24 protein-coding genes are annotated in these 26,623 nt (G+C 64.0%); 5 read left to right on the top strand and 19 right to left on the bottom strand.

The genetic code is table 11. From position 1 onward, the window contains the following. Positions 1-73: 73 nt before the first annotated feature. Positions 74-919 carry a bifunctional transcriptional activator/DNA repair enzyme AdaA gene (locus tag AC27VE_RS20880; RefSeq protein ID WP_488704873.1) on the top strand — a complete coding sequence of 282 codons (846 nt, stop codon included), beginning with the start codon at positions 74-76 and terminating at the stop codon, positions 917-919. 25 nt (positions 920-944) lie between these two features. Here AC27VE_RS20880 and AC27VE_RS20875 read toward each other — a convergent pair whose 3' ends face one another. Beyond that, the gene (locus AC27VE_RS20875; RefSeq protein ID WP_488704872.1) at positions 945-1,736 is read right to left on the bottom strand and encodes an alpha/beta fold hydrolase; all 792 of its coding nucleotides are present in this window, start codon (positions 1,734-1,736) and stop codon (positions 945-947) included. 117 nt (positions 1,737-1,853) lie between these two features. On the opposite strand from AC27VE_RS20875, the gene AC27VE_RS20870 reads away from it, so the two are divergent. After that, complete coding sequence (locus AC27VE_RS20870) at positions 1,854-2,639, top strand: AraC family transcriptional regulator (protein WP_488704871.1); 786 nt, start codon at positions 1,854-1,856, stop codon at positions 2,637-2,639. 97 nt (positions 2,640-2,736) lie between these two features. Here the strand turns inward: AC27VE_RS20870 and ppsA are convergent, their stop codons facing one another. Continuing rightward, positions 2,737-5,100 (bottom strand): phosphoenolpyruvate synthase, encoded by a 2,364-nt coding sequence (gene ppsA, locus AC27VE_RS20865; protein WP_427955580.1) that lies wholly within the window; start codon positions 5,098-5,100, stop codon positions 2,737-2,739. A 180-nt stretch (positions 5,101-5,280) separates the two neighbouring features. Between ppsA and ppsR the strand changes: the two genes are divergently transcribed. Further along, positions 5,281-6,108, top strand: a complete 828-nt coding sequence (gene ppsR, locus AC27VE_RS20860) for a posphoenolpyruvate synthetase regulatory kinase/phosphorylase PpsR (protein ID WP_427955577.1) — start codon at positions 5,281-5,283, stop codon at positions 6,106-6,108. Positions 6,109-6,177: 69 nt separating this feature from the next. On the opposite strand, the gene AC27VE_RS20855 is transcribed toward ppsR, so the two are convergent. The 17 genes from AC27VE_RS20855 to rpsB form a co-directional block, all read right to left on the bottom strand. Then, a complete protein-coding gene (locus AC27VE_RS20855) occupies positions 6,178-6,570 on the bottom strand; it encodes a hypothetical protein (protein ID WP_006223424.1) in 393 nt (130 codons plus the stop codon). Then, complete coding sequence (locus AC27VE_RS20850; protein WP_488704870.1) at positions 6,567-7,352, bottom strand: TrmH family RNA methyltransferase; 786 nt, start codon at positions 7,350-7,352, stop codon at positions 6,567-6,569. The genes AC27VE_RS20855 and AC27VE_RS20850 overlap by 4 nt, the downstream gene beginning before the upstream one ends. Next, a complete protein-coding gene (rnhB, locus tag AC27VE_RS20845) occupies positions 7,349-7,957 on the bottom strand; it encodes a ribonuclease HII (RefSeq protein ID WP_390882035.1) in 609 nt (202 codons plus the stop codon). The genes AC27VE_RS20850 and rnhB overlap by 4 nt, the downstream gene beginning before the upstream one ends. Then, entirely contained in the window at positions 7,944-9,140 is a 1,197-nt protein-coding gene (gene lpxB, locus AC27VE_RS20840; protein ID WP_488704869.1) for a lipid-A-disaccharide synthase, read from the bottom strand. The genes rnhB and lpxB overlap by 14 nt, the downstream gene beginning before the upstream one ends. Then, positions 9,137-9,931: an acyl-ACP--UDP-N-acetylglucosamine O-acyltransferase gene (gene lpxA / locus AC27VE_RS20835; RefSeq protein WP_488704868.1), complete on the bottom strand. Its 795-nt coding sequence runs from the start codon at positions 9,929-9,931 to the stop codon at positions 9,137-9,139. The genes lpxB and lpxA overlap by 4 nt, the downstream gene beginning before the upstream one ends. Further along, positions 9,932-10,387: a 3-hydroxyacyl-ACP dehydratase FabZ gene (gene fabZ, locus AC27VE_RS20830; RefSeq protein WP_006223429.1), complete on the bottom strand. Its 456-nt coding sequence runs from the start codon at positions 10,385-10,387 to the stop codon at positions 9,932-9,934. Between the two features lie 67 nt (positions 10,388-10,454). Then, entirely contained in the window at positions 10,455-11,552 is a 1,098-nt protein-coding gene (gene lpxD, locus AC27VE_RS20825; protein WP_488704867.1) for a UDP-3-O-(3-hydroxymyristoyl)glucosamine N-acyltransferase, read from the bottom strand. A gap of 17 nt (positions 11,553-11,569) precedes the next feature. Beyond that, entirely contained in the window at positions 11,570-12,130 is a 561-nt protein-coding gene (locus AC27VE_RS20820) for an OmpH/Skp family outer membrane protein (protein WP_488704866.1), read from the bottom strand. A 109-nt stretch (positions 12,131-12,239) separates the two neighbouring features. After that, positions 12,240-14,573, bottom strand: coding sequence for an outer membrane protein assembly factor BamA (bamA, locus tag AC27VE_RS20815; RefSeq protein WP_488704865.1), 2,334 nt, complete (start codon positions 14,571-14,573; stop codon positions 12,240-12,242). A gap of 53 nt (positions 14,574-14,626) precedes the next feature. After that, entirely contained in the window at positions 14,627-15,958 is a 1,332-nt protein-coding gene (gene rseP / locus AC27VE_RS20810; protein ID WP_488704864.1) for an RIP metalloprotease RseP, read from the bottom strand. 44 nt (positions 15,959-16,002) lie between these two features. Then, complete coding sequence (locus AC27VE_RS20805; protein WP_488704863.1) at positions 16,003-17,202, bottom strand: 1-deoxy-D-xylulose-5-phosphate reductoisomerase; 1,200 nt, start codon at positions 17,200-17,202, stop codon at positions 16,003-16,005. Next, on the bottom strand, positions 17,199-18,056 hold the full coding sequence (locus AC27VE_RS20800; RefSeq protein ID WP_488704862.1) for a phosphatidate cytidylyltransferase: 858 nt from the start codon (positions 18,054-18,056) through the stop codon (positions 17,199-17,201). Before AC27VE_RS20800 ends, AC27VE_RS20805 begins: the two co-directional genes overlap by 4 nt. 52 nt (positions 18,057-18,108) lie before the next feature. Next, positions 18,109-18,873, bottom strand: coding sequence for a polyprenyl diphosphate synthase (gene uppS, locus AC27VE_RS20795; protein ID WP_488704861.1), 765 nt, complete (start codon positions 18,871-18,873; stop codon positions 18,109-18,111). 179 nt (positions 18,874-19,052) lie between these two features. Then, positions 19,053-19,613, bottom strand: coding sequence for a ribosome recycling factor (gene frr / locus AC27VE_RS20790; RefSeq protein WP_006223439.1), 561 nt, complete (start codon positions 19,611-19,613; stop codon positions 19,053-19,055). Positions 19,614-19,628: 15 nt separating this feature from the next. Next, positions 19,629-20,345 carry a UMP kinase gene (pyrH, locus tag AC27VE_RS20785; protein WP_006223440.1) on the bottom strand — a complete coding sequence of 239 codons (717 nt, stop codon included), beginning with the start codon at positions 20,343-20,345 and terminating at the stop codon, positions 19,629-19,631. Between the two features lie 180 nt (positions 20,346-20,525). Beyond that, a complete protein-coding gene (tsf, locus tag AC27VE_RS20780) occupies positions 20,526-21,404 on the bottom strand; it encodes a translation elongation factor Ts (RefSeq protein WP_488704860.1) in 879 nt (292 codons plus the stop codon). A gap of 180 nt (positions 21,405-21,584) precedes the next feature. Continuing rightward, positions 21,585-22,334, bottom strand: a complete 750-nt coding sequence (gene rpsB, locus AC27VE_RS20775) for a 30S ribosomal protein S2 (RefSeq protein WP_006223442.1) — start codon at positions 22,332-22,334, stop codon at positions 21,585-21,587. Positions 22,335-23,151: 817 nt separating this feature from the next. Between rpsB and map the strand changes: the two genes are divergently transcribed. Beyond that, the gene (map, locus tag AC27VE_RS20770) at positions 23,152-23,973 is read left to right on the top strand and encodes a type I methionyl aminopeptidase (protein ID WP_088588333.1); all 822 of its coding nucleotides are present in this window, start codon (positions 23,152-23,154) and stop codon (positions 23,971-23,973) included. Between the two features lie 19 nt (positions 23,974-23,992). After that, a complete protein-coding gene (locus AC27VE_RS20765; protein ID WP_006223444.1) occupies positions 23,993-26,599 on the top strand; it encodes a [protein-PII] uridylyltransferase in 2,607 nt (868 codons plus the stop codon). The last annotated feature ends 24 nt before the right edge of the window (positions 26,600-26,623 follow it).

Below are 26,623 nucleotides of genomic sequence, written 5' to 3'. Positions count from 1 at the left end.
AGTGTGGCGTCCGCGCGCCTTTGAGACCATGGGGTCATCGCGCATCTGATCGTGCGCACGACAGGAGTTCCGAATGAGCCCAACCGCCGCCCCCTTGAGCAAACAGCACGCCGCCGCCGTCGAGCGCGCCTGCCGCGCCCTGGAGGCCGAGCAGCCGCCCGACCTGTCCACGTTGGCCGAACAGGCCGGCATGAGCCGCTTTCATTTCCACCGCGTCTTCAAGGCCGCCACGGGCATCACGCCCAAGGCTTACGCCAATGCGCTGCGCGCCAGCCGTGCACGCCAGCAACTCAAGCAAAGCGCCAGCGTCACCGACGCCATGTATGACGCCGGCTTCAATTCCAGCGGCCGGTTCTACGAAGCCGCGCCGGCCATTCTGGGCATGACGCCCACGGCCTTCCGCAAGGACGGCGAAGGCGTGGAGATCCGCTTCGCCGTGGCCCAATGTTCGCTGGGCGCACTGCTGGTCGCGGCCAGCCGCACCGGCATCTGCGAAATCGCCCTGGACGCCGACCCCGAGCAACTGGTCCACAACCTGCAAGACCGCTTCAAGGCCGCCAGGCTGATCGGCGCGGATACGGAGTTCGAAGCGTGGGTGGCCGCCGTGGTGGGCTTTGTGGAAGACCCGTCCCGCGGCCTGGACCTGCCGCTGGACGTGCGCGGCACCGCGTTCCAGCGCCGCGTCTGGGAGGCCCTGCGGGACATTCCGGCCGGCACGACCGCCACCTATACCGACATCGCCGAACGCATCGGCTCGCCGCGCGCCGTGCGCGCCGTGGCCCGCGCCTGCGCCACCAACAACATCGCGCTTGCCATCCCCTGCCATCGCGTGGTGCGCACCGACGGCTCGCTGGCCGGCTACCGCTGGGGCATCGATCGCAAACGCGCCCTGCTGGCCCGGGAAGCGCAAGCGGCCTGAGTCGCCGAACGTCCGTCACGCGTCATCATGAAGGGCTATCGGCACGTGCATCGGCGGGTTCCGCCAGGGCGGCCAGAAACGTCTCGATGGCGGCGGCCAAGGCAAGCGGCGTCTCGTTCATGGGGTAATGGCCGGCGTTCTCCAGCACCTGCAGACTGGCCAGCGGGTAGCGGCCCAGATAGGTGCGGGCCATCAACGCCGCATTGAAAGTGGGGTCGTGTTTGCCCACCAGCACCTTCACGGGATGCTGTCCCGCAATCTCGCTGCCGAAGTCCGTATCGGCCCACGCGCGAAGATACGCGCCAAAGGCTTCGGGCAACGAACACGCTGCCGAATACGCGGCCTTCCATTCGACCCAGGCCGGCGGCAATCGGCCGCCGGTGCTGCGGTCGATGATGGTCCGGCGCAGATCGGCGCGATCGGCGGCGCCCTCGAGCAACTGCCGCGTCGCCGCTTCGTACCGTATGCCGCCACAGGGAACGGGCGCGATCGCGACCAGACCACGCACCCGGGCCGGCGCCAACGTGGCGATTCGTTCGATCGCCATGCCACCCATCGAATGGCCCACCAGGCTGAACGTGCGCAATCCCAGTTCGTCGGCTAGCGCCAGCGCGTCCAAGGCGATCTCATCGATCGTGTAGGCTCCGGGCACGTCGCGCCTGCCACCATAGCCCCGGTAATTCATGAACACGTAGCGATAGGCATCTCCCGACAGCCAGGGCTCGATCGGCTCGAACGCGTGCGCGTCGCCGAACCAGCCGTGCAAGACGAGAACGGCATGTGGACCCGTCCCCACGCGATGAAAAGGTTTGCGCATGACGCCTCCGATGCAAATGAAAAGCCGCCCCGCAGGGGACGACAGCTGGCTGGGATCATAAGTGCGGCGGAGGTGGCCCGCCTTCGCTATCGGGCTATAAGTTGTAGAATTTGGGCCATGCGCAATACGCTGCTTGATCCCTTCGAAGATATTCCGCGCGGCGTGGTGGTAACCGCGAACGACTATCCCGCCGGCTCGACGTTTCCGCTGCACGCGCATCGGCGGGGCCAGTTCGCTTTTGCTTCCCGTGGCGCGATCAGCGTTGCCACGCCCGAAGGCCGATGGCTCGTGCCGCCCCAGCGGGCGTGCTGGCTGCCCGCTGGCATGGCGCACGAAATGACCATGTCCGGCCAAGTCACGATGCTCAATGCCTTCGTGTCCCCACGCGACGCGGACGCCGCGCAACTGCCCGCGCATTGCTGCGTCTACGGCGTTTCGCCGCTGCTCAGGCATTTGCTGGAAGAGGCCATTGATCTACCGGCCATGTACGACGTCCAGGGACGCGCCGGCAAGCTGATGGCGATGCTGGTGGCGGAAATCGCGTTCATGCCCCGCCTATCGCTGCATGCACCGCTGCCGAAAGATCCTCGCCTGGCCCGAGCATGCCGGCAGTTGTTCGATGCGCCGTCGGTGGCGGTAAGCCTGGACACCCTGGCTGACCAGGCAGGCATGAGCCGGCGCACCTTCACCCGCCTTTTCCGTGAGCAGACCGGAGTGAGCGTCGCCGCATGGCGCCAGCAGGTTTGCCTGCTCGCCGCCATCGAACGCTTAAGCCGCGGCCAGTCCGTGACCCGGGTCGCGCTGGACCTGGGCTATGCCAGCCCTAGCGCGTTCGCCTCCGCCTTTCGCCGGACCCTCGGGCAAACGCCCACCCAGTACATGGAAGTGCATCGGTTGGCGTGAAGGCACCGCCGCCTCGCCTCCACCTCGTCTGCCCTGACCGCAAAAAAAGCCCCGCATCGTTTCCGATGCGGGGCTTTTTCGATCATCCAGCCTATCGTTACTTGGCCAGACGCTGCCAGGTATCGACAACGGTGTCAGGGTTGAGCGACATCGACAGGATGCCCTCGTCCTTCAGCCATTGCGCGAAGTCCGGGTGGTCGCTGGGGCCTTGGCCGCAGATACCCACGTACTTGTTGGCGGCCAGGCAAGCCTTGATCGCGCGGCGCAGCATGAACTTCACGGCTTCGTCGCGTTCGTCGAAGTCGGCAGCCAGCAGTTCCATGCCCGAGTCGCGGTCCAGACCCAGCGTCAGCTGCGTCATGTCGTTGGAACCGATCGAGAAGCCGTCGAAGAATTGCAGGAATTCATCGGCCAGGATGGCGTTGGACGGCACTTCGCACATCATGATCAGCTTCAGGCCGTTTTCGCCGCGTGCCAAGCCGTGCTTGGCCAGCAGGTTGACGACCTTTTCCGCCTGGCCCACGGTACGCACGAACGGCACCATGATCTCGACGTTGGTCAGGCCCATGTCGTCGCGCACTTTCTTCAGCGCTTCGCATTCCATGCGGAAGCACTCGGCGAAGTCTTCGGCGATGTAGCGCGACGCGCCGCGGAAGCCCAGCATGGGGTTCTCTTCCTCGGGCTCGTAGCGCGAACCGCCGACCAGCTTGCGGTACTCGTTGGACTTGAAGTCCGACATGCGCACGATCACCGGCTTCGGGTAGAAAGCGGCGGCAATCGTCGCCACGCCTTCGGCCATCTTCTCGACGAAGAAGGCGCGCGGGCTCGCATGGCCGCGGGCCGCCGATTCCACGGCCTTCTTCAGTTCGCCGTCCACGTTCGGGTAGTCCAGGACCGCCTTCGGGTGAATGCCGATGTTGTTGTTGATGATGAATTCCAGGCGAGCCAGGCCCACGCCGCTGTTCGGGATCTGCGCGAAGTCGAACGCCAGCTGCGGGTTGCCCACGTTCATCATGATCTTCAGATCGATGGCGGGCATGTCGCCGCGGCGGACTTCTTCCACTTCGGTTTCGATCAGGCCGTCATAGATGCGGCCTTCGTCGCCTTCCGCGCAAGACACGGTGACGGCCTGGCCTTCCTTCAGCAGGTCGGTGGCGTTGCCGCAGCCGACAACCGCCGGAATACCCAGTTCGCGCGCGATGATCGCCGCGTGGCAGGTGCGGCCGCCGCGGTTCGTGACGATGGCCGAGGCGCGCTTCATCACGGGTTCCCAGTTGGGATCCGTCATGTCGGTGACCAGCACGTCGCCCGGCTGGACCTTGTCCATGTCGGAGATGTCGCCCACGACGCGGACCGGGCCGGCGCCGATCTTCTGGCCGATTGCGCGGCCGGTGATCAGGACTTGACCGGTGGCCTTCAGGCGGTAGCGCTGCTGCACGTCGTTGGCGCCCTGCTGCGACTTCACCGTTTCCGGACGCGCTTGCAGGATGTAGATCTTGCCGTCGACGCCGTCGCGGCCCCACTCGATGTCCATCGGGCGCTTGTAGTGCTTTTCGATGATGACGGCGTAGCGGGCCAGTTCATTGACCTCGTCGTCGGTCAGCGAGTAGCGGTTGCGCTCGGACACCGGCACGTCGACGGTGCGCACGGCACGGCCTTCGGGGCGCTCGGGATCGAATTCCATCTTGATCAGCTTGGAGCCGATGCGGCGGCCGACGATCGGGTAGTGGCCCTGGGCCAGCGTCGGCTTGAAGACGTAGAACTCGTCGGGGTTGACCGCGCCTTGCACAACGGTTTCGCCCAGGCCGTAAGACGACGTGATGAACACGACGTCTTCAAAGCCCGATTCGGTGTCGATGGTGAACATGACGCCGGCGCTACCCTTGTCGGAACGCACCATGCGCTGGATGCCGGCCGACAAGGCGACGTCGGCGTGGGCATAGCCCTTGTGCACGCGATAGGAGATGGCGCGGTCGTTGTACAGCGACGCGAACACGTGGCGGATCTTGTCCAGCACGTCATCGATGCCGACGACGTTCAGGTAGGTTTCCTGCTGGCCGGCGAACGAAGCGTCGGGCAGGTCTTCAGCCGTGGCGGACGAGCGCACGGCGAACGAGCCCTTGCCGTCAGCGTCGAGCTTGGCGAAGGCTTCACGGATCTGGGCTTCGAATTCGGCCGAGAACGGGGCCTCGACCAGCCATTGGCGGATTTCCGCACCGGCGTTGGCCAGCTCGCGGACGTCTTCCGGGTTCAGCGTGGTCAGGCGTTCAGCGATGCGCTTGTCCAGGCCCGAGGCCTTCAGGAAGTCGCGGAAGGCGTCAGCGGTCGTGGCAAAGCCGCCCGGTACGCGGACACCCGCGCCAGACAGCTGGCTGATCATTTCGCCTAGTGATGCGTTCTTGCCTCCTACCGAGTCCACGTCCGTCATGCGGAGCTGCTCGAACAAAACAACGTACGACATTGAAGTCACCTTTTACAATGGAATGAAAGCGAGTTTGGTCAATGCATGAAGAGGCGTAGAAAACCGCCTTTCCAAACGCTGACCAAACTGGCCTTGGACCGCCCTTGGGGTGACTTATAGGGGCCTGATTGTACTCGGTGGAGTACCCTCGGCTATCTGACTGGTTGGAATTTTTTACACATGACATCTCCCCCGATCGTACGCACGGTATACATCGTTTCCGACAGTACCGGCATCACCGCTGAGACCTTCAGCCAGTCGGTGCTTTCCCAGTTCGAAGAGGTCGATTTCAAGCCGATCCGCCTGCCTTTCGTCGACACCCTGGAGAAAGCCGCCGAGGTCGCCATGCGCATCGACCGCAGCGCCCTGGAAGCCGGTGTTCCCCCCATTGTGTTCAGCACCCTGGTCAACCCCGAGATCCTGGCCCGTGTTCGCCAGGCGAACGGGATTTTCATGGATCTGTTTGGCACCTTCGTCAGCCATATCGAGCAGGCACTGGGCCTGAAGTCCAGCCATTCCATCGGCCGTTCGCACATGCAGGCCAATTCGGAAAAATACCGCAACCGGATCGACGCCATCAACTTCAGCCTGGCGCACGACGACGGACAGTTCGTGAACCAGCTGGATCAGGCCGACGTGATCCTGGTCGGCGTATCCCGCTGCGGCAAGACGCCGACGAGCCTGTACCTGGCCATGCAATACGCGATCAAGGCGGCCAACTTCCCGCTGACCCCCGACGATTTCGAGCGCGGCACCCTGCCCTCGACCATCGCGCCACACCGCGCCAAGCTGTTTGGCCTGTCGATCCAACCCGAGCGCCTGGCCGAAGTCCGCAACGAACGCCGCCCCAACAGCCGCTACGCGCAGCTGGAGCAATGCCGTTACGAGGTCGCGGAAGCCGAGCGCATGATGCGCCGCGAAGGGATTTCCTGGCTGTCCAGCACCACCAAGTCGATCGAAGAAATCGCGACGACGGTATTGCAGGAAGTGGGCCTGGACCGCGGCTGACGCCCCGTCCTTACCCAAACGCTGCACATGAAAAAAGGGCCGCATAAGAAGCGGCCCTTTTTTATTTGATCACTGGCGCTGCGAGAATGGCAGCACGACCGGCTTGTTGAGTGGCATGAACATGCTGCCGCTAGGCAAATAAAAGCCCAGCAGCTTGCCCGAAGACGCCACGAGATAGGCATCCGACCCGCCGCGTTTGCCGACCCGCAGCGGTTCGCCCAGGGGCCGATAGACGTCGCCCTGCACCAAGGCCCCGACTCGCCGCCACCGAGAGCCCTCGGGCAACGTGTAGGCCTCGCCATCCGGCACATGCGCGATGACGTCGCGCGACAGTTGCGACACGCTGGACGCCTCGCTCGCCACGACCGGCACGAATACGGCGCTCACCGGCGACGTTGAGGCGCACGCGCCCAGCAACGCCGCCAGGCAAGCCGCCGGAACCAGTGAACCAAACGCTTTCATGCACGTTCTCCCAACGCTTGCCGCCGTTGCTCGAACAGGCAGATGGCGGCCGCCGCGCCGACGTTCAAGGACTCCACCGCCACGGCGTCGTGGGGAATCCAGACTTTCAGTCTCGCCGCGGCCAGCAACGCCGGCGCGACGCCTTGCCCTTCATGGCCGAACACCCATGCGCATTGCGCGGGCAAGCGCCCGGCATACAGGTTTTGCGCCCCGTCCAGCGCGGTAGCCACCAACGGCACCCGCAGCCGCGGCAGCAAGCCGGCAAGATCGACGTGCTCGTGGATCGCCAGGGCAAAATGCGCGCCTTGGCCGCTACGCACCACTTTGGGCGACCAGGCGGCGGCGGTGCCCGTCGCCAGGAACACCCGCTTGACGCCGGCTGCCGCGCACGTGCGCAACAGCGTGCCGACGTTGCCCGGGTCCTGAATACGATCGAACAGCACGCAGTTTTCTTCGACCGCCGCCGGTAGTTCCAGCGTCGGCGGCGTCACCAGGAACGCGACGCCCTGCCCGCTTTCCACGCTGGCCACCGATTGCATCAACCGGGCGTCCAGCGCCAGGCAACGCGAATCGGGGACGGCCGCCGCCAGCGCGGCAATATCGGGTTGGGACAGACGGTCAACATCGAAGACGGCCTGATCGGGCGCGCCATGATGCTGCAGCCAGGCCTGGCACAGGTGCACCCCGTCCAGCAGCACAGGCGCGCCGCGCTTGCCCGCTGTGCCCGCCAACTTGGCCAGCGCCTTGACCGCGGGGTTATCGCGGGAACTGATGTGCTTCATGAGACCAGGCCGAAGGCCTTGATGGGAGCGAAACTGCGGCGATGCTCGGCGCAGGGCCCATGCTCGCGCAGCAGCTGCAGATGCAGCGCCGTGCCGTATCCCTTGTGTTGGTCGAACGCGTATTGCGGATACAGCGCGTGCAGGCGCATCAGGTCGGCATCGCGCGCGGTCTTGGCCAGAATGGATGCAGCGGAAATCGCCGGCACCAGGGCGTCGCCCTTGATCACGGTCTGCACTGTGCAGGCCAGCTTGGGCGCCTGGTTGCCGTCCACCAGCGCCAGTTGCGCCGGCATGGACAGGCCCTGGACGGCCCGTTGCATCGCCAGCATGGTGGCGCGCAGGATATTCAGGGAATCGATCTCGCCGACGCTGGCGCTGGCGATACACCAGGCCAACGCGCGCTCCTGGATCTGCAATGCCAGCGCTTCGCGCCGGGCGGCCTTCAGCACTTTCGAGTCCGCCAACCCCTCGATCGGCCGATCCGGGTCCAGAATGACCGCCGCCGCGTAGACGGCGCCGGCCAACGGACCGCGGCCTGCCTCGTCGACGCCGGCCGTCAGCATCGCCGGCTGTTCGGGGGCCGCGAACAGGTCAGGCTGCTCCACCGGCCACCTCCAGGATCGCCTGAGCCGCCAGGGCTGGCGTGTCGCGCAGCAACTCCTGGTGCATGGCGGTAAAGCGGGCCTCGACGCGCGCAATCAGCGCATCGTCGGTCAGCGACGCCCACGTGGCCTCGGCCAGTTTTTCGGGCGTGGCGTCGTCCTGCAGCAGCTCGGGCACCGCGAAGTCGCGCAACAGCACGTTCGGCAGCCCCACCCAAGGCAGGTACGGCCGTTGCTGCCCGGATTTCCACGACATGATGCGGCGCATCCAGGGCGACAGCACGTAGGAAATCACCATCGGCCGCTTGTACAGCGCCGTCTCCAGCGTGGCGGTGCCGCTGGCGACGAGCACCGCGTTGGCGGCTTCCATGACCGACCAGGCCACCGGCGCCTTGCGGTCGCCGCCCGCGCCATGCAGATCATCCGCTGTAATGCAGCGCAGGCCGGGCACCGGGTGCTCGGCCAGGATGGCCTGGAATTCTGCGCGCCGCTGGTCATTGACCATGGGCACGACGCATTGCAGGGCCGGATCCTTTTTCAGCAGCCGTTGCGCGGCCTGCAGGAAACGCGGCGCCAACAGCCGGATCTCGGACGAGCGGCTGCCGGGCAGAATCGCCAGCACCCGGGCATCCTGATCGATGCCCAACCGCGCGCGCGCCGCAGCGCGGTCCGGCTCCATCGGAATGGCGCCGGCCAGCGGATGGCCCACATACGTGACCGGAATGCCTTCCTTGCGGTAGATCTCTTCCTCGAACGGGAACAGCACCAGCATGTGCGACACCGATTCGCGGATCTTGTGGATGCGTTCGTAGCGCCAGGCCCAGATGGAGGGTCCGACGAAATGCACCGTAGGGGTACCAGCCAGGCGCAGTTGATGCTCCAGCCGGAGGTTGAAATCGGGCGCGTCAATACCGACAAATACGGCCGGCGGTTCCGCCAGCCAGCGGCGCTTGACGTCGCGATAGGTGGCCAGCAGGCTGGGCAGGCGCTTCAAGGCGTCCACGTAGCCGAACACCGTCAGGGCATGCATCGGATGCCAGGTATCGAATTCGCGGGCCTGCATTTGCGGCCCGCCGATGCCTTCGCAGTGGACGCCGGGATCGCGCGCTTGCAGACCGGCAATGATACGACCGGCCAGCAAGTCGCCCGAAGGCTCGCCGGCCACCATGCCGATCCGCGTGCTCATGGACGAATGATGCCGCGCGATGCGACGTCAAGGAACTCGAGCAGCGTTTGCAGATGCTCGGCCGCCTCGGGGATTTCCTGCTGGCGCTTGCGCAATTCGGCGCGCGCCGCATCCAGCGGCAAACCGCGGCGGTAAATGATCTTGTAGGCTTCGCGCAGGGCCGAAATCATCAACGGGGTAAAGCCCCGGCGCTTCAGGCCCTCGACGTTGATACCTACCGGACGGCAGGGGTTGCCGGCCGCCAGCACGAACGGCGGCGAATCCTGCATCAGCGAGCTATTGCCGCCCGTCATGGTGTGCGCGCCCACGCGCGAGAACTGGTGCACGCCGGTCAAGCCGCCGATGATGGCCCAGTCGCCCACGTGAACGTGGCCGCCCAGTTGCACCGAATTGGCCAGGATCGTGTGGCTGCCGATGTGACAATCATGCGCGACGTGCACATAGGCCATGATCCAGTTGTCATTGCCCAGCGTCGTCTCGCCGCCATCCTGCACGGTACCGGTATTCAGCGTGACGAATTCGCGCACCGTGTTGCCATCGCCGATCGTCAGGCGCGTCTTTTCGCCCGCGTACTTCTTGTCCTGCGGCATGCCGCCGATGGAGCAGTAGCGGTAGAAGCGGTTGTTGCGCCCGATGGTCGTGACACCGTCGACCATGCAGTACGGGCCGATCTCGGTTCCCGCGCCGATGGTCACATCAGGCCCCACCACCGCGAACGGTCCGATCACGGCAGTCGGGTCGATTTTTGCCGCCGGGTCAACGACAGCGGTAGGATGGATATGTCCTGCCATTTACTCTTCCAGGCTGCGAATCGCGCACATCAGCTTGGCGGACGCCACTTCCTGTCCGTCGACTGTCGCGCGCGCGGCGTATTTACAGATGCTGCGGCTCAGGCGTTCGGCTTCGACTTCGATGCGCAACTGGTCGCCCGGCACCACGGGGCGGCGGAAACGCGCGCCGTCGATGCCAACCAGGTAATACGCCGTCTTGGAGCCTTCGCACTTCAAGCCGCCGTTCTCGTCCGTAAACGAAAACAAAGCCGAGGCTTGCGCCATGGCTTCCACGATGAGCACGCCCGGCATCACCGGGTGGTGAGGAAAGTGACCGTTGAAAAACGGCTCGTTGATCGAGACATTCTTGATGGCGACAATGGATTTGCCGGGCACCATTTCAACGACGCGATCAATCAGCAGCATCGGGTAACGATGCGGCAGCCTCTCCATGATCCCCTTGATGTCGAGTTCCATTTTTCTATGCTTTCCTGCGAAATGAAATAATTTTGGCGCGTGCACGCCAGGGCGGCAACCGCGCGCCCTAGTCTTTTTCCAGCGTCCGCACGCGGCGGCGCAGTTGCGCCAACTGTTGTATCACGGCTGCGTTGCGCTGCCATTCGCCATGTTCCGCATACGGGAACACCCCGGTATAGCGGCCAGGCTTCGAAATGCTGGACGTCACCGCAGTGCCACCCGATATGTGGACGTCGTCGGTCAGGACCAGGTGGCCCGACAGCATCGCCGCGCCGCCAATGGTGCAGCGTTCGCCGATGGTGGTCGAACCCGCGATCCCGACGCACGCCGCCACAGCGGTATGCGCGCCGATGCGCACGTTGTGCGCCACCATGATCTGGTTGTCCAGCTTGACGCCGTCCGCCACCAGGGTGTCGTCCAGCGCGCCGCGGTCGATCGTGGTGTTGGCCCCGATTTCAACGTCGGCGCCGACCGTCACTCCGCCCAGTTGGGGAATCTTGCCCCAGGCGCCCTTGCCCAGCGTGGGATCCGGCGCAAAGCCGAATCCGTCCGCGCCCAGCACGGCACCACTGTGGATGATCGCCCGCGCGCCCACCTTCACACCTTCGTACAGCGTGACGTGCGCATGCAGCCGGCTTCCCGGCCCGACGGACGATCCGGCGCCGATGACGCAACCCGGCCCCAATACCGTATCGCGGCCGATGCGTGCACCGGCTTCCACGACGCAATTGGGGCCGATACGCACGCCCTCCTCGATCACCGCGTCGGACGCGACGACCGCCGAAGGATGCGTCGCAGCAGGCTCCGCAGGCCGCCGGGCGGCATCGAACCACTGCGCCACACGCGCGTAAAGCAGATAGGGATGTTTGCAGACGACCAGCGCGAACGGCGGCCGGGCGGCCCCTTCGGCTTCCAGGGCCTCGGCGACGTCGGCGGAGACGATAACCGCCCCTGCCTGCGTCGAGCCAAGCTGGCTCTGGTAGCGGGGGTTCGCCAGGAAAGCGATTTCCTGGCTGCCTGCCGAAGACAGGGTCCCGATGCCGCAGACCCGCAAGGGGTCCGCGCCGGGGGCCGAGCTGATACGCCAGTCCATGCCCTGGGTATTGGCAGCGCTCAACAGTGCTTCAAGCGTCGGCGCGCGGGCAAGATCCAGTAAAACCGGCATAACTCGACGGGTACTGCTTACTTGCCCAGGCTCTGAATCACCTTGTCGGTGATGTCGATGCGCGGGTTGACCGTCACGGCGTCCTGGATGATCAGGTCGTAGCTTTCTTGCTCGGCGATGCGCTTGATGGCCTCGTTAGCCTTCGTCACGATGCCCGAGAATTCTTCATTGCGGCGACGATTGAAGTCTTCCTGGAATTCGCGGCGCTTGCGCTGCAGGTCAGTATCCAGGTTCGACAGTTCACGCTGACGCTTGACGCGGTCCGACTCCGACAGGACAGGCGCGTCCTTGTCGAACTTTTCGGCTTGCGAACGCAGGCTGCTGTTCAGGCGCTGGAGTTCGTCGTCGCGCTTCTTGAATTCAGCTTCGATCTTGCTTTGCGCCGTCTTCGCCGGGCCCGACTCACGCAGGATCCGCTCGGTGTTGACGAAGCCGATCTTGGTGTTTTGAGCTTGTGCGGGAATCGCAGCAGCCGAACCGAGAATGAGCGCACCCACCAGGGCAATGGAGCCGCCCAGCTTGCCACGGCGCTTGGCACCCGGCGTATTCGATGATTTAAGTGCGAAATCAGACATCATGAAAATCTCACCTTCCAGTAAGGCAAAGCCAAAGTATGTATTGTGCCACTAAACAGCAAAGGAGCCGGGCCGGCAGGCCCCTCCCTTGTTTTCAAGCGTAACGGCGCGCTTAGAAACCCGTCCCGATCTGGAACTGGAAGCTTTGCTTGTCGTCACCCGGCTTGGAATTGAGCGGACGGGCGTAGGACAGCTGCAGCGGACCCATCGGCGACTGCCACGACAAGCCCACACCGGCCGAGAAGCGCCAGCCGCAAGGATCTTCGATCTCGGTGTTGTCACGCCCGCGGGTGCAGCTCAAGCCGCTGCCTGCCGCGACCTGGCCCGCGTCGCTGAAGATGAACCAGCGCAGCGTGCGGTCCTTGGAGGCCCCGGGGAACGGCAGATACAACTGCGCGTTGGCGACAATGCGGCGCGTACCACCCAGATAATCGCCCGTGAGCGTATCGCGCGGACCCAGCGACGAACCTTCGTAGCCGCGAACGGTGCCGATACCGCCGGCATAGACGTTCTTGATGACCGGGTAGTTCTTGCTGCCGTAGCTGCGACCCCAATCCACCATGCCGTTAAGCGCCAGGGTGTAGGAACCGCCCAGCGGCACGAAGTACTGTTGCTGGCCGGTCAGCATGGTGTATTGCAGATCCACCGTGGACACGTCCGCTTTCAGGCGCGTATACGAACCCTTGGTCGGCGCCAGCGCGCTGTCACGCGTGTCGTTGGACCAGCCCGTGCTGAAGATCACCGAATTGGTCGAATCGCCATACTGCTTGACGAAATCCTGGTACGCCTGCGGCGAATTCGAGAACAAATCGATCTGGTTGTGTTCGAAGTTCGCGCCCAGGAAGATACGGTCGTATTCCGAAATCGGAATGCCGAAGTTCATGCCCAGGCCGATCGCCTTGACGCGATAATCGCCGTCGTTGTTGTTCCAGGGTTCGGTCACGCGGTAGTACGCGGACGTCGTGCGGCTGATGCCGTCCTTGGTCCAGTACGGATCGGTGTGCGACAGCACGATCGCGCGGTTCGTCTTGCTGGTGTTCAACTGCAGCGTCAGGTTGGTGCCGCTGCCGAATACGTTGTCTTCGCTGATACCGGCCGACAGAATCGCCTTTTCGGACGAACCGTAGCCCACGCCCAGGTTGATCATGCCGGTGGGCTTTTCCTTCACGTCGACGTTGACGTCGACCTGGTCGGGCGAGCCCGGGACCGGATCGGTCTTGACGTTGACGTCGCTGAAGTAACCCAGGCGATCGACGCGATCGCGCGAGGTCTTGATGTCCTTGGCGTCGTACCAGGCCGCTTCCTGCTGGCGCATTTCGCGGCGCACGACTTCGTCGCGCGTGCGGGTGTTGCCGCCGATCTGGATCCGGCGCACATAAACGCGGCGGCTCGGGTCGACGTAGAACGTCAGATCGGCTTCGTGCTTGGCGCGGTCCAGCTGCGGGTTCGGGTTGACGTTGGCGAACGCGTAACCCAGCTCGCCCAGGTAGTCGGTGATCGCTTTGGCCGAATCGTTGGCCTTGGCGGCCGAGAACGTTTCGTCCGCCTTGACCTGCACCAGGGCGTTGATCTCCTTGTCCAGGCCCAGCAGGTTGCCGGCCAGCTTCACGCTGCGGACCTTGTAGGGTTCGCCTTCGTGAACGGTGATCGTGATGTTGATGTCCTTGCGGTCCGGCGAGATCGTGACCTGCGGCGGCTCAACCGAGAATTCCAGGTAGCCTTGGTCCAGATAGAACGAACGCAGGCGTTCCAGATCGCCCTCGAGCTTTTCGCGCGAGTACTTGTCGGTGTCGGTGTACCAGGTCAGCCAGCCCGGCGTCGTCAGCTTGAACTCGTCCAGCAGATCGCTTTCCGAGAAGGCCTTGTTGCCGACGAAGCGGATTTGCTGAATGCGCGCCACCGAGCCTTCGAACACGTCGAAGCTCACGCCCACGCGATTACGCGGCAGCGGGGTCACGGTGGACGTCACTTCGACGCCGTACTTGCCCTTGGACAGGTACTGCTGCTTCAGTTCGTACTCCGCGCGCTCAAGCATCGAACGGTCGAAAATGCGGCCCTCGGCGAATCCCACCTGGCCAAGCGAGGTGGTGATGGCCTTGGAATCGAATTCGCGCATGCCGTTGAAGTTGACGGAGGCGATCGTCGGGCGTTCCTGCACGACCACAACGACCACGTTGTTGTCCGTCTGGATCTGCACGTCGGTGAAGAAACCCGTGCCGTACAGGCGGCGGATCGCTTCGGTCGCTTCTTCTTCCGTGAACTTCTCGCCGACCTTGACGGGCAGATAGCCGAACACCGTGCCGGCGTCAGTCCGTTGAATACCCTCTACGCGGATATCCCGCACGACAAAAGGGTCGAAGGCTTGGGCCATGGCCGGCAGCAGCAATGCGGCGATCAGACCCGGCAGTACACCCTTTTTGTGATGAAACATCCGGCGAAAAGACATCCTTGAGTATCCTCGGTCGTGCAAATGGCGGGGGATTTTATGCTAAATCGCGTTTAAGTGAACAAACGCGTGAAATCGTTGAACAGCGCAAGCCCCATAAGGCCTGCCAATAAACCTATGCCGGCGCGCTGTCCGATATCGATCCACCTCGCTGGCGGCGGGCTACCCCGCACAATTTCGACGAGATAGTACAGCAGATGGCCACCATCCAGCATAGGAATGGGAAGCAAATTTAGTACGCCCAGACTGATACTGATCAACGCGATATAGGCGATATACGCAACAATGCCGATTCTGGCGGTCTGCCCGGCGTAATCCGCGATCGTGACGGGGCCGCTGACATTGCGCCACGACACGTCGCCCGTGACCATGCGGCCCATCATGCGCAACGAGAACCAGGCGGTATCCCAGGTGCGGACGGCGCCGCGCCACACGCTTTCGAAAATGCCGTAGCGCACGGTGACCATCGGAATATCGCCACCGAGCTGCACGCCCAGGCGGCCGATTTCCTGGCCGTTGACCAATTCAGGGCGCGGCGTGACGTTCAGCGAGATATTGGCGCCGTCGCGCACCAGGGTCAGCGACAGCGTCTTGCCCGCGCTTTCCTGGATCTGCTTGACCAATGCGCCGGTGTCCGGCGTGGGCTGGCCGTTGACCGCGATGACGAGGTCGCCCTGGCGCAGACCCGCCGCCTGCCCTTCCCCGCCATCATTGACGGCGCGCACGGCAGGCTTGGGCTGGGCCAGGCGGATACCGGCCGCAGCCAGCGGATCGCCACCGGACGGGTCCATTGCGTTGGCGGGTAGATTCAGTTCGCGCTGCTGGACGGCGCCAGCCGGCGTCGTAACCTCGATCTGGGCGCGGCCGCCCGTGGCCATGACGTCCATCAGGCGCCAACGGGCATCCGACCAGGAGCTGACTTCCTGGCCGTCGATCGCCAGGATGCGGTCGCCGGGCAGCAGGCCGGCCCGGGAGGCCGGCGTGTCTGCAGCAGGTTGCGCGAGGATGGCTTGCGGCTCATCCGTGCCGGCCATGTTCAGGCCGGCATACAGGAAGACCGCAAGGATCAGGTTGAAGATGGGGCCGGCGGCGACGATGGCGATACGCTTGCCGACGGACTTGTTGTTGAACGCGCTGGCCACCTCGGCAGCCGAGGCGCCCGGAGGGGGATCGTCCTGCATCTTGACGTAGCCGCCCAGCGGCAAGGCGGAAACCGCCCACTCCGTGCCGTGGCGATCCGTGCGGCGCAGGATGACCTTGCCGAAGCCCACCGAAAAACGCAGCACTTTCACCCCGCACAGGCGGGCTACCCAGTAATGTCCCAGCTCATGGAAGATGATGAGGGAGCCAAGCGCAACCGCAAAGGCCAGCAGGGTGAAAAGCATCGGGATCGGGATCTAGAAAATCTGAAAGCAAGCGCGGCCGGCCATCAGGCCAGCCCCAGGTTACCTGCGAAGCGGCGCGCGTCGGAATCCAGCGCAAGCACATCGTCAAGACTGCTGAGCGTAACAGATGCTTGCCGTGCCTGCCACTCCAGGGAGGCCTCGATCACTCGGGGAATCCAGGTGTAGGCAAGCCGTCCGCCCAAAAACGCCTCGACGGCGACCTCGTTGGCGGCATTGAGCGCCACGCAGGCCGCCTGCCCCGCCCGCAACGCGGCGAACGACAGCGCCAGGCACGGGAACCGGGCCAGATCGGGCTTTTCGAAGTCCAGGCGACCCAGACGGGTCAGGTCCAACGGACCCACGCCGCTATCGAGCCGCTCGGGAAACCCCAGCCCGTAGGCGATCGGCGTGCGCATGTCGGGTTGGCCCAGTTGCGCCAGGATGGATCCGTCGCTGTACTCCACCATCGAATGCACGACGCTTTGGGGATGCACCACGACCTCGATGCGTTCGGCCGGCATGGCAAAGAGCCAATGCGCCTCGATCACTTCCAGGCCCTTGTTCAGCATGGTGGCCGAATCGACCGAAATCTTGCGGCCCATGCTCCAGTTGGGATGGGCGCACGCCTGGTCCGGGGTCACCTCGTGCAGGTCTTCCAGATCATGGTTCCGGAAGGGGCCGCCCGAGGCTGTGAGCAGCAGGCGCCGGACGCCAGGGGCCTGGGCGTCGGGCGCGCCGGCCCGCCCGCCATGCGGCATGCACTGGAAGATAGCGTTATGTTCACTGTCGATAGGCAGCAATTCTGCGCCGTTGTCGCGAATTGCCTGCATGAAGAGCGAGCCAGCGGCAACCAGCGCCTCTTTGTTGGCCAACAGCACACGCTTGCCCGTGCGGGCGGCGGCAAGCGCCGCCGGCAGGCCGGCAGCGCCGACAATCGCGGCCATGACCGAATCGCATTGCGGGTCGGCGGCCGTATCGGCAAGCGCTTGGGCGCCCACGCGAATTTCAGGCATGGGCAGGGATCCAGCCCAAGCAGCCACAAACCGTTTGCGGGCAGCGTCGTCGGGCACCACCACGACGGCGGCGCGGCTGGCCTCAGCCTGCTCTGCCAAGCGTTCCATGCGGCTGTACGCGGACAGCGCGTAAACCGCCAGCCGTTCGGGATGGCGGGCAATCACATCCAGCGTGCTCTCACCGATCGAACCAGTCGACCCCAGCACGACGACGCGTTGAAAAGCCCTCAAAACAACACTCCAGACAAAAGTAGCGCGAACGGCGCGACGGGAAGAATCGCGTCGATACGGTCATAGACCCCGCCATGGCCGGGCAGCAGCGTACTGGAATCCTTGCGGCCGGCCCGGCGCTTGAGCAGCGACTCGAACAGGTCTCCCACAATGGACAGCACGCCCAACAACGCGGCGATCGGCAAAGCCAGCCAGAAGCTCCATCGCTCGACCAAGGCAGCGCCGAACGAGCCCGACCACAAGCTGGACAGACCAATCCAGACCACGGCGCCCAGCACACCCGCGATGGCGCCTTCGATGGTCTTGCCCGGACTGACTCGCGGAGCCAGTTTACGCTTGCCGAAGGCGCGGCCGGCAAAATAGGCTGCGATGTCCGCAACCCAGACCAAGGCCAGCAGCGATACGACGAAGCCCGCACCGCGCGCCATGAACATCTGCGCCAGCACCGCCCATGCCGCAAATGCCGCCGGCACCGAAAACACCGACCAGCCGAGGCTGGCGGGCGCCGCGTCGGAGCGCCCGCGGACCACTGCGGTCACGCCGCCGAACAGCCACACGGCGGCCACGGCCGGCACCACGTAGTACAGCACCCAGGCAGGATCGCTCGCACCGGTTCCGTCGCCGGTCAGCCAGGCCGAAGTCAGTGCCAGCATGCCGCCGAACAGCAGCACGGCGACGCCGACGGAAATCAGGGGGGACGGGGGTTGCGGCAGCGTCAGGCGCAGCCACTCCCAATTGGCGCACGCGGCAGCCAGGGCAAGCAAGGCGACGAACCACCAGGGATTGGCGCTGATCATCGCCGCGGCCAGAATGGCCAACAGGATGACGGCGGTAACGATACGCTGGCCCAACATATGACGGTCTCCTCGTGTGCTGCTTTGGAAAGACGCGCTTGTCGCCGTCTGCTTATTGCGCGCCGTTTTCGCTGACTTGCGCGCTGGTGCGGCCAAAGCGCCGTTCGCGGGTGCGATACCAGTCAAAAGCCGCTTGCAGCTCCGCGGCGCCGAAATCCGGCCAATAGCGGTCCGTGAAGTAGAACTCCGCGTAGGCCATCTGCCAGATCAGGAAGTTGGAAATGCGCTGTTCGCCGCCGGTGCGGATGAACAGGTCGGGCTCCGGCGCCCAGGACATGGACAGGTGCTTGGCCAAGCGCTCTTCGTCCACCAGCTCGGGGCGGGTGGCAAGCGCCGGCTCAGCCGCCAGCATGGCGCGGGTGGCCTGCAGGATATCCCAGCGGCCACCGTAGTTGGCGGCCACCGTCAGATGCAGACGGTCATTGTGAGCGGTACGCGCCTGGGCCGCGACGATGAGTTCCTGCAAGCGGGGCTCGAACGCGCTCAGGTCGCCAATCACATGCAGGCGCACGCCCTGCTCTTGCAGCTTGCCGATCTCGCGTTCCAGCGCCTGCACGAACAGGCGCATCAGCAGCGACACTTCTTCGGCGGGCCGGCGCCAGTTCTCGGAACTGAACGCGAACAAGGTCAGGTAGCGCACGCCGGCGCGGCCGCAGGCCTCGACGACGCGGCGCACCGCTTGCACACCCTTGGCGTGTCCGGCCGTGCGGGGAAGCAACCGACGCGTTGCCCACCGGCCATTGCCATCCATGATGATGGCGACATGCTCGGGGATGTCACGAGTATCGGGAACCGCCTGGGTCGAACTGGTTGCCATGGATCGGGAAATGCGCGGTAGACCGGCGAAAATCAAAAATGCGGGAGAAAAACCTGCGCCGTCGTTCCATCGCTGCTGCATAACGGTGCTGCGGGGCAATGGAAAGGACGGCGCATAGGCAAGAAATCCTGACGCCGGAGCCAGACGGCCAGGCCGCTTGGCTCCAGGGCGATCCAGAATTATACGGTCATGATTTCCGCTTCTTTCTGGACGACCATCTTGTCGATGTCGGCCACGGCGCGATCGGTCAGCTTTTGGACATCGTCCTGCGAACGACGCTCGTCGTCCTCGGAGATTTCCTTGTCCTTGACCAGCTTCTTCAATGCTTCGTTCGCTTCGCGGCGCAGGTTGCGCACGGCGATCTTGGCATCTTCGCCTTCGCTGCGCACGACCTTGGTCAGGTCGCGGCGGCGCTCTTCCGTCAGGGCCGGCATCGGCACGCGGATGGTGTCGCCCATCGAGATGGGGTTCAGACCCAGATCCGATTCGCGGATGGCCTTTTCGATCGGGCCGGACATCTGCTTTTCGTAGGGCTGCACGCTCAGGGTGCGAGCGTCCACGAGGTTCACGTTGGCGACCTGGCCGACCGGAACCGGCGAACCGTAATACTCGACCTGCACGTGGTCCAGGATGCCGGTATGGGCGCGGCCCGTACGGATCTTGCCCAAGTTGATCTTGAGGGTATCAAGCGACTTGGACATCCTGTCTTCGGCGGATTTGCGAATTTCTGCGGCGCTCATGGAATTTCCTTTTCTTTAAACGTGTACCAACGTGCCTTCGTCTTCGCCGCTGACGACTCGCTTGAGCGCGCCGGACTTATTGATCGAAAACACTTTGATCGGCAGTTTCTGGTCACGGCACAGCGCGAACGCGGTGGCGTCCATGACTTCCAGACGGCGAACGATCGCTTCATCGAAGCTGATGCGCGCATAACGCGTAGCGGTGGGATCCTTGTTGGGATCCGCGCTATAGATGCCGTCCACTTTGGTGGCCTTCAACACGATCTCAGCGCCGATTTCAGCACCGCGCAGGGCGGCGGCCGTATCGGTGGTGAAGAAGGGGTTGCCGGTACCCGCGGCGAAGATGACTACCTTGCCCTCTTCGAGGTAACGCAAGGCCTTCGGGCGGATGTAGGGCTCAACGACCTGATCGATGTTCAGGGCGGATTGTACGCGGGTGTCGATACCCTTGTGCTTGAGCGCGTCTTGCAGCGCCAGCGCGTTCATGATGGTGGCCATCATGCCCATGTAGTCGGCGGTGGCGCGGTCCATGCCCTGCGCACCCGGGGCGACGCCACGGAAAATATTACCTCCGCCGATGACGATGGCCAGTTCGACGCCCGTGGCGGCGACCTCAGCGATCTCATCGGTCATGCGGACGATGGTGGCGCGATTGATGCCAAATGCATCATCGCCCATCAGCGCCTCGCCGGAAAGTTTGAGAAGAACCCGTTTGTATGCTCTGCTGCTCATAGGTGATATCCCGAAGAACAATCCGACGAAAGTGTAAGACAAGAATGGGGGAGACCCCCAACGCCGCACCCGCTACTCGGGTTTGCTGCCCCTGGGCGGCTTGCGCTTTGGGACGGCCTGCGGCGAAAAAGGCCGGACTAGAATTTAATCTAGTGCCGGCCTTTAAGCACTACCCCGAGGTCAGGCTGCGCCGGCGGCGGCTGCGGCAACCTCAGCGGCGAAGTCGCTGGTCTTCTTCTCGATACCTTCGCCGACAACGAACAGCACGAACTTGCTGATCGAAGCGCCCTTTTCCTTCAGGTGCTGCTCAACCGTGTGCTTGTCGCTCTTGACGAACGGCTGCGACAACAGGGTTACTTCCTTCAGGTACTTGGCAACCGAACCTTCAACCATCTTGGCGACGATTTCGGCGGGCTTGCCCGACTCGGCGGCCTTCTGCTCGGCAACCGAGCGCTCGGCGGCGATGTCGGCCGGGTTCACGCCGTCGGCGTTCAGGGCCTTGGGCTTGGTGGCGGCGATGTGCATCGCCAGGTCCTTGCCCACTTCTTCGGCGCCGGTGTATTCCACCAGCACGCCGATCTTGCCGCCGTGCACGTAGCTGGCCAGCGAGTTCGGGGTCTGGATGCGCTCGAAGCGGCGGATCGAGATGTTCTCGCCGATCTTGCCGATCAGGGCGGTGCGGGTCGTTTCAACCGTGCTGTCGCCGAAAGGCAGTGCCGACAGAGCGGCCACGTCGGCCGGGTTCTGCGTAGCGACCAGTTCAGCCAGCTTGTTCACGAAGCCGACGAAGTCGTCGTTCTTGGCGACGAAGTCGGTTTCGCAGTTGATTTCGATCACGGCGCCTTGCTTGGCGTCGGCGGAGATGAACAGACCGATCAGGCCCTCGGCGGTGACGCGGGCAGCAGCCTTGCTGGCCTTGTTGCCCAGCTTGACGCGCAGGATTTCCTCGGCGCGAACCAGGTCGCCTTCGGCTTCCGTCAGGGCCTTCTTGCACTCCATCATGGGCGCGTCGGTCTTCTCGCGCAGTTCCTTGACCAGGGCAGCGGTAATTTCAGCCATGTTTGCTCCAATTTTGCTAAGACACGCCCCGGCTCGCCGGGGCAGTGATTTGATTCGATGGGACGCCCGCGAGTGGCGGGTTCGGAAGATGGGAGCCCACCTTCGCAGTGCCGGCGAGGCGGGAGCGGACCTTGTTCAGAGCCGCTCCCAGACACTAACCGCCGGACATGACAGCAGGCTTTAGGCCTGGTTGTCCTGCACTTCGACGAACTCTTCCTGACCTTCGCCCTGCTCTTCGACCAGACCGTTCAGGTTCTGTTCGCGGCCTTCCAGCACGGCGTCGGCGATGCCCTTGGCGTACAGCGCGATGGCCTTGGCCGAGTCGTCGTTGCCGGGGATGACGTAGTCGATGCCGTCGGGCGAGTGGTTGGTGTCAACCACGGCGACCACGGGGATGCCCAGGGTCTTGGCTTCAGCGATGGCGATCTTGTGGTAGCCGACGTCGATGACGAACATGGCATCGGGCAAGCCGTTCATGTCCTTGATGCCGCCGATCGACTTGTTCAGCTTGTCCAGTTCGCGTTGGAACAGCAGGCCTTCCTTCTTGATCATGCGCTCAGCGCCGCCGTCGGCGACGATGACTTCCATGTCCTTCAGGCGCTTGACCGAGGTCTTGACCGTCTTGAAGTTGGTCAGCATGCCGCCGAGCCAGCGGGCGTCGACGTAGGGCATGCCGCAACGGGCAGCTTCGGAAGCAACCAGGTCGCGTGCAGCGCGCTTGGTGCCGACGAACAGGATGTTGCCGCCGCGAGCAGCCAGCTGCTTCACGAACTTGGTGGCTTCCTGGTACTTATCAACCGTCTTTTCCAGGTTGATGATGTGAATCTTGTTACGGTGACCGAAGATGTACTGAGCCATCTTGGGGTTCCAGTAACGGGTTTGGTGACCAAAGTGGACACCCGCTTCCAGCATTTCGCGCATCAAAGACATGTAATTCTCCAAGGGTTGATTTCTTGCGCCGCACCTGCATCAGCATCTGGCTGACACCCTGGGTGGTGTTGCGCGCGATTTCCCGCAACACGCGGGATGGACAAAATTTTAACCGGGCCGACCGATCACTGCCGCAATAAACAAACTACGCTGCCGCGATAAACCCAGACGGCCGTCACGACGAGAGCCTTGCACCGCACACCTGCCTGGCGCTGACCCGGACACTCCAGGAGATTCCTGGAAGTTTCCGGCGGTTTCCCGCTCAGCGCACCCCGGACTTGTTTTGTTGGCAGCGAAATCCAGCTCTTCGCGCTTCGGCTCAACGCCGACACGCGCATCAGACCACCGGGGCATTTCTTAAAAAAAACCCGAAGGTTTTCAAGAACTTAATCCGACATCCATACCGAACCTGCATCGCCGCTCTAAAACATGACCAGGTTTGCAAGTACGCCGCGCCCCAGCTTCGATAAAGCCCTTTTACCCGCCTGCCCCATGACCGACGCCGCCCCGCCCGCCCCTTCCAGAACCTGACAACCTGCCCGATTTCGCTCCACAACCTTCGCTTGCGGTGAAACTTCAGGGCTTGTTGCCGATCACACGTCAGGATCGTTTGGGCCAACTGCGGCCTTGAGAAAGCGGCTTCAAAAGCCTAACCTTCCGCCGGGATCGGCTCTTGCCGTTACCCGATTTACAACTATCGGCAGTGATTGGCATTGCTACCGCGCCACAGCCGAGCTTCCCCCAAAATTTTAGGGAAGCCTATAATTCTACTATTCTTTCAAGCAGACATTCAAGCGAGAGATCGTCAAGTTACTTCATGGGCACAATTACCAACCCGGCCGACCTGGCCAAGATGCGCGCCGCCTGCCAGGACGCCGCCAAAGTCCTCGATTTCATCACCCCCTACGTGAAGCCGGGTGTAACAACCGGAGAGCTGGACCGCCTTTGCCTGGAATACCTGACTGACGTCCTACACGTGAAGTCCGCCACCGTGGGCTACGCCCCGCCCGGCTACCCTCCCTTCACCGGCGCCATCTGTACGTCCGTGAACCACCAGGTCTGCCACGGCATTCCCGGCGACAAGGTGCTGAAGAACGGCGACTCGCTGAACATCGACGTCACCATCATCAAGGACGGCTGGTTTGGCGACACGAGCCGCATGTACGCCGTGGGCGAGCAATCCATCCTGTCGCGCCGCCTGACGGACATCACTTTTGAGTGCATGTGGAAAGGCATCCAGCAGGTGAAAAACGGGGCCACCTTGGGCGATGTGGGCAACGCGATCCAGAAGCATGCGGAATCGAACGGCTTTTCCGTGGTGCGCGAGTTCTGCGGACATGGCATCGGCCAGCGTTTCCATGAAGATCCCCAGGTGTTGCATTACGGCAAACCCGGCACGGGCGTGAAATTGGTGACGGGCATGCTGTTCACCATTGAGCCCATGATCAACGCTGGCCGCCGCGAGATCCGCCAGTTGTCCGACGGCTGGACGGTTGTCACCCGCGATCACAGCCTGTCGGCGCAATGGGAGCATGCTGTCTGCGTGACTGACACCGGTTACGAAGTCCTGACCCTGTCGCCCGGCATGCCTCCCCCGCCTGCCTTCATTACCGAGCCCATCGTCATTCCCGCCGTCTGAGGCCCTGCCGCCCGCCGCCATGACTGCCGAAATCCTGAGTTCCCTGCGTGAACGCATCCAGCAATCCCGGCGGGCCGCGGTGGCCCAGTTCCGGGAACACGAACGGCCGGACACCTTGTTGTCCGAGCTGCGCCGCATCGTGGATGCCGCCCTGCGCGACCTGGTCAAGCATTGCCCGCTGCCGGCGGGCGCCACACTGGCGGCCGTGGGCGGCTATGGCCGCGGCGAACTCTTTCCGCATTCCGACGTCGACCTGCTGATCCTGCTGCCGCACGTCCCGACACGTGAAGACGAATCCGCCATCGAACGACTGGTGGCGTCCTTGTGGGACCTGGGCCTGGAGCCCGGCCACAGCGTGCGGACCATCGAAGACTGCGAACGCGAAGCCGACGCCGACATCACGGTGGAAACCGCGCTGCTGGAATCGCGCTGGCTGGCCGGCAGCCGCTCCCTGATGAAGAAGTTCGACGCCGCGACCAAATCCCGACTGGACCCGCGCGCCTTCTTCCGCGCCAAGCGCGTGGAGATGCAGCAACGCCACGCCCGCTATCACGACACGCCCTATGCGCTGGAGCCGAACTGCAAAGAGTCGCCGGGGGGCTTGCGCGACCTGCAGGTCATCCTGTGGATGGCGCGCGCGGCCGGTTTCGGCGACAGCTGGCGGTCGGTGGCCCAGGCGGGCCTGCTGACCTCGTCAGAGGCACGCGACTTGCGCAAGGCCGAACAAGCCTTCAAGCGCCTGCGCATCGAACTGCATCTGCTGTCGAACCGCCGCGAGGACCGCGTGCTGTTCGACCTGCAGCCGGCGCTGGCCGAGGTCTATGGCATTCATGCCACCGCCACGCGGCGCGGCAGCGAACTACTGATGCAGCGCTACTACTGGGCGGCGCGCCTGGTCACGCAGTTGAACGGCATTCTGGTGCAGAACATCGAAGAACGCCTGTTCCCGCGCCCCGACAGCGATGCGCGCGACATCGACGATGATTTTCGCAATCTGCGCGACCGCCTGGACATCATTCGGGACGACGGTTTCGAACGCAATCCCACACTGCTGCTGCGCGCCTTCCTGGTGATGCAACAGCACCCTGAGCTCACAGGCATGTCGGCCCGCACGCTGCGGGCCATCTGGCATTCGCGCCACCGCATCGACGCGCAGTTCCGCCGCAACCCGGTCAACCGCAAGCTGTTCCTGCAGATCCTGCAGCAGCCGCGTGGCATCGTGCACGAATTGCGGCGCATGACCATGCTGAACATCCTGCCGCGCTACCTGCCGGTGTTCCGCCGCATCGTGGGCCAGATGCAGCACGACCTGTTCCATGCCTATACGGTGGACCAGCACACGCTGGCGGTCGTGCGCAACCTGCGCCGCTTCACCATGCCCGAGCACGCTCAGGAATATCCCCTGGCCAGTCAGTTGATCGCGGGCCTGGACCGGCACTGGGTGCTGTATGTAGCGGCGCTGTTCCATGACATCGCCAAGGGCCGCGGCGGCGATCACTCCGAGCTTGGCGCTCGGGAAGTGCGCAAGTTTGCGCAAGACCATGGCATGGATCCCGAGGACGCCAAGCTGGCGGAGTTCCTGGTGCGCCAGCATCTGCTGATGTCGGCCGTCGCGCAAAAGCGCGACCTGTCGGACCCGGCCGTGGTGCAGGAATTTGCCGCCACCGTCAAAGACGAACGCCATCTGACGGCGCTTTACCTGCTGACGGTGGCCGACATCCGCGGCACCAGTCCCAAAGTCTGGAACGCCTGGAAGGGCAAGCTGCTGGAAGACCTGTACAAGCTGACGCTGGCGGCCCTGGGCGGCGCCCATGCCGACGCCCACACGGTGCTGACGGAACGCAAGGAAGAAGCCGCCCGCCTGACCCGGCTGGTCGGCTTGCGCGATGATGCCCGCGAGGCCTTCTGGAATCAGCTGGACGTGGCCTATTTCCTGCGTCACGACGCCTCGGACATCGCCTGGCACACGCGCCACCTGTATCACCAGGTCGCGCCCGCCCAAGCGGTCGTCAAGGCTCGCCCCACCGAACAAGGGGAAGGCCTGCAGATCATGGTCTATACCCGCGATGCGCCCGACCTGTTCGTGGCCATTTGCGGCTATTTCGACGCCAAGAGCCTATCCATTCAGGACGCGCGGATCCACACCACGCGGCACGGCTGGGCGCTGGACAGCTTCATCGTGCTTCTGCCCGAAGGCGCCAGCGACCTGCGCGCGCAAGCCACGCTGGTCGAGCATGAACTGGCGGAACGCCTGAAAGACCCGCACGCGGCCGCCCAGACGCAGCCCAGCCGCGGCGGCTATTTCGGTCGCAGCCGACAGTCCCGGGTGTCCCGGGTGTTTCCCGTCATGCCGCAAGCCGAATTGCAGCCCGACGAGCGCAGCACCTCGTGGCGCCTGTCGGTCACCGCGACTGACCGCCCCGGCCTGCTGCACGCGCTGGCGCGCGTGTTTGCCCAGCACGAAGTCAACCTGCTGATGGCCAAGATCATGACCTTGGGCGACCGCGTAGAGGACGTGTTCATCGTGGACGGCTCGGCGCTGGCGCGCCCCCGCAGCCAGATGCAGTTCGAGCGTGACGTCCTGGACGCGCTGGCCGGCGAAGAGGCGCAGCAGCGCGTCGCCTGATCCGACCGCAAGGCATCGCCAGAC

This window comes from Achromobacter sp. 18P8.1.1 (genome assembly GCF_057799415.1).
This window is presented reverse-complemented; position numbering and strand designations above follow the sequence as displayed.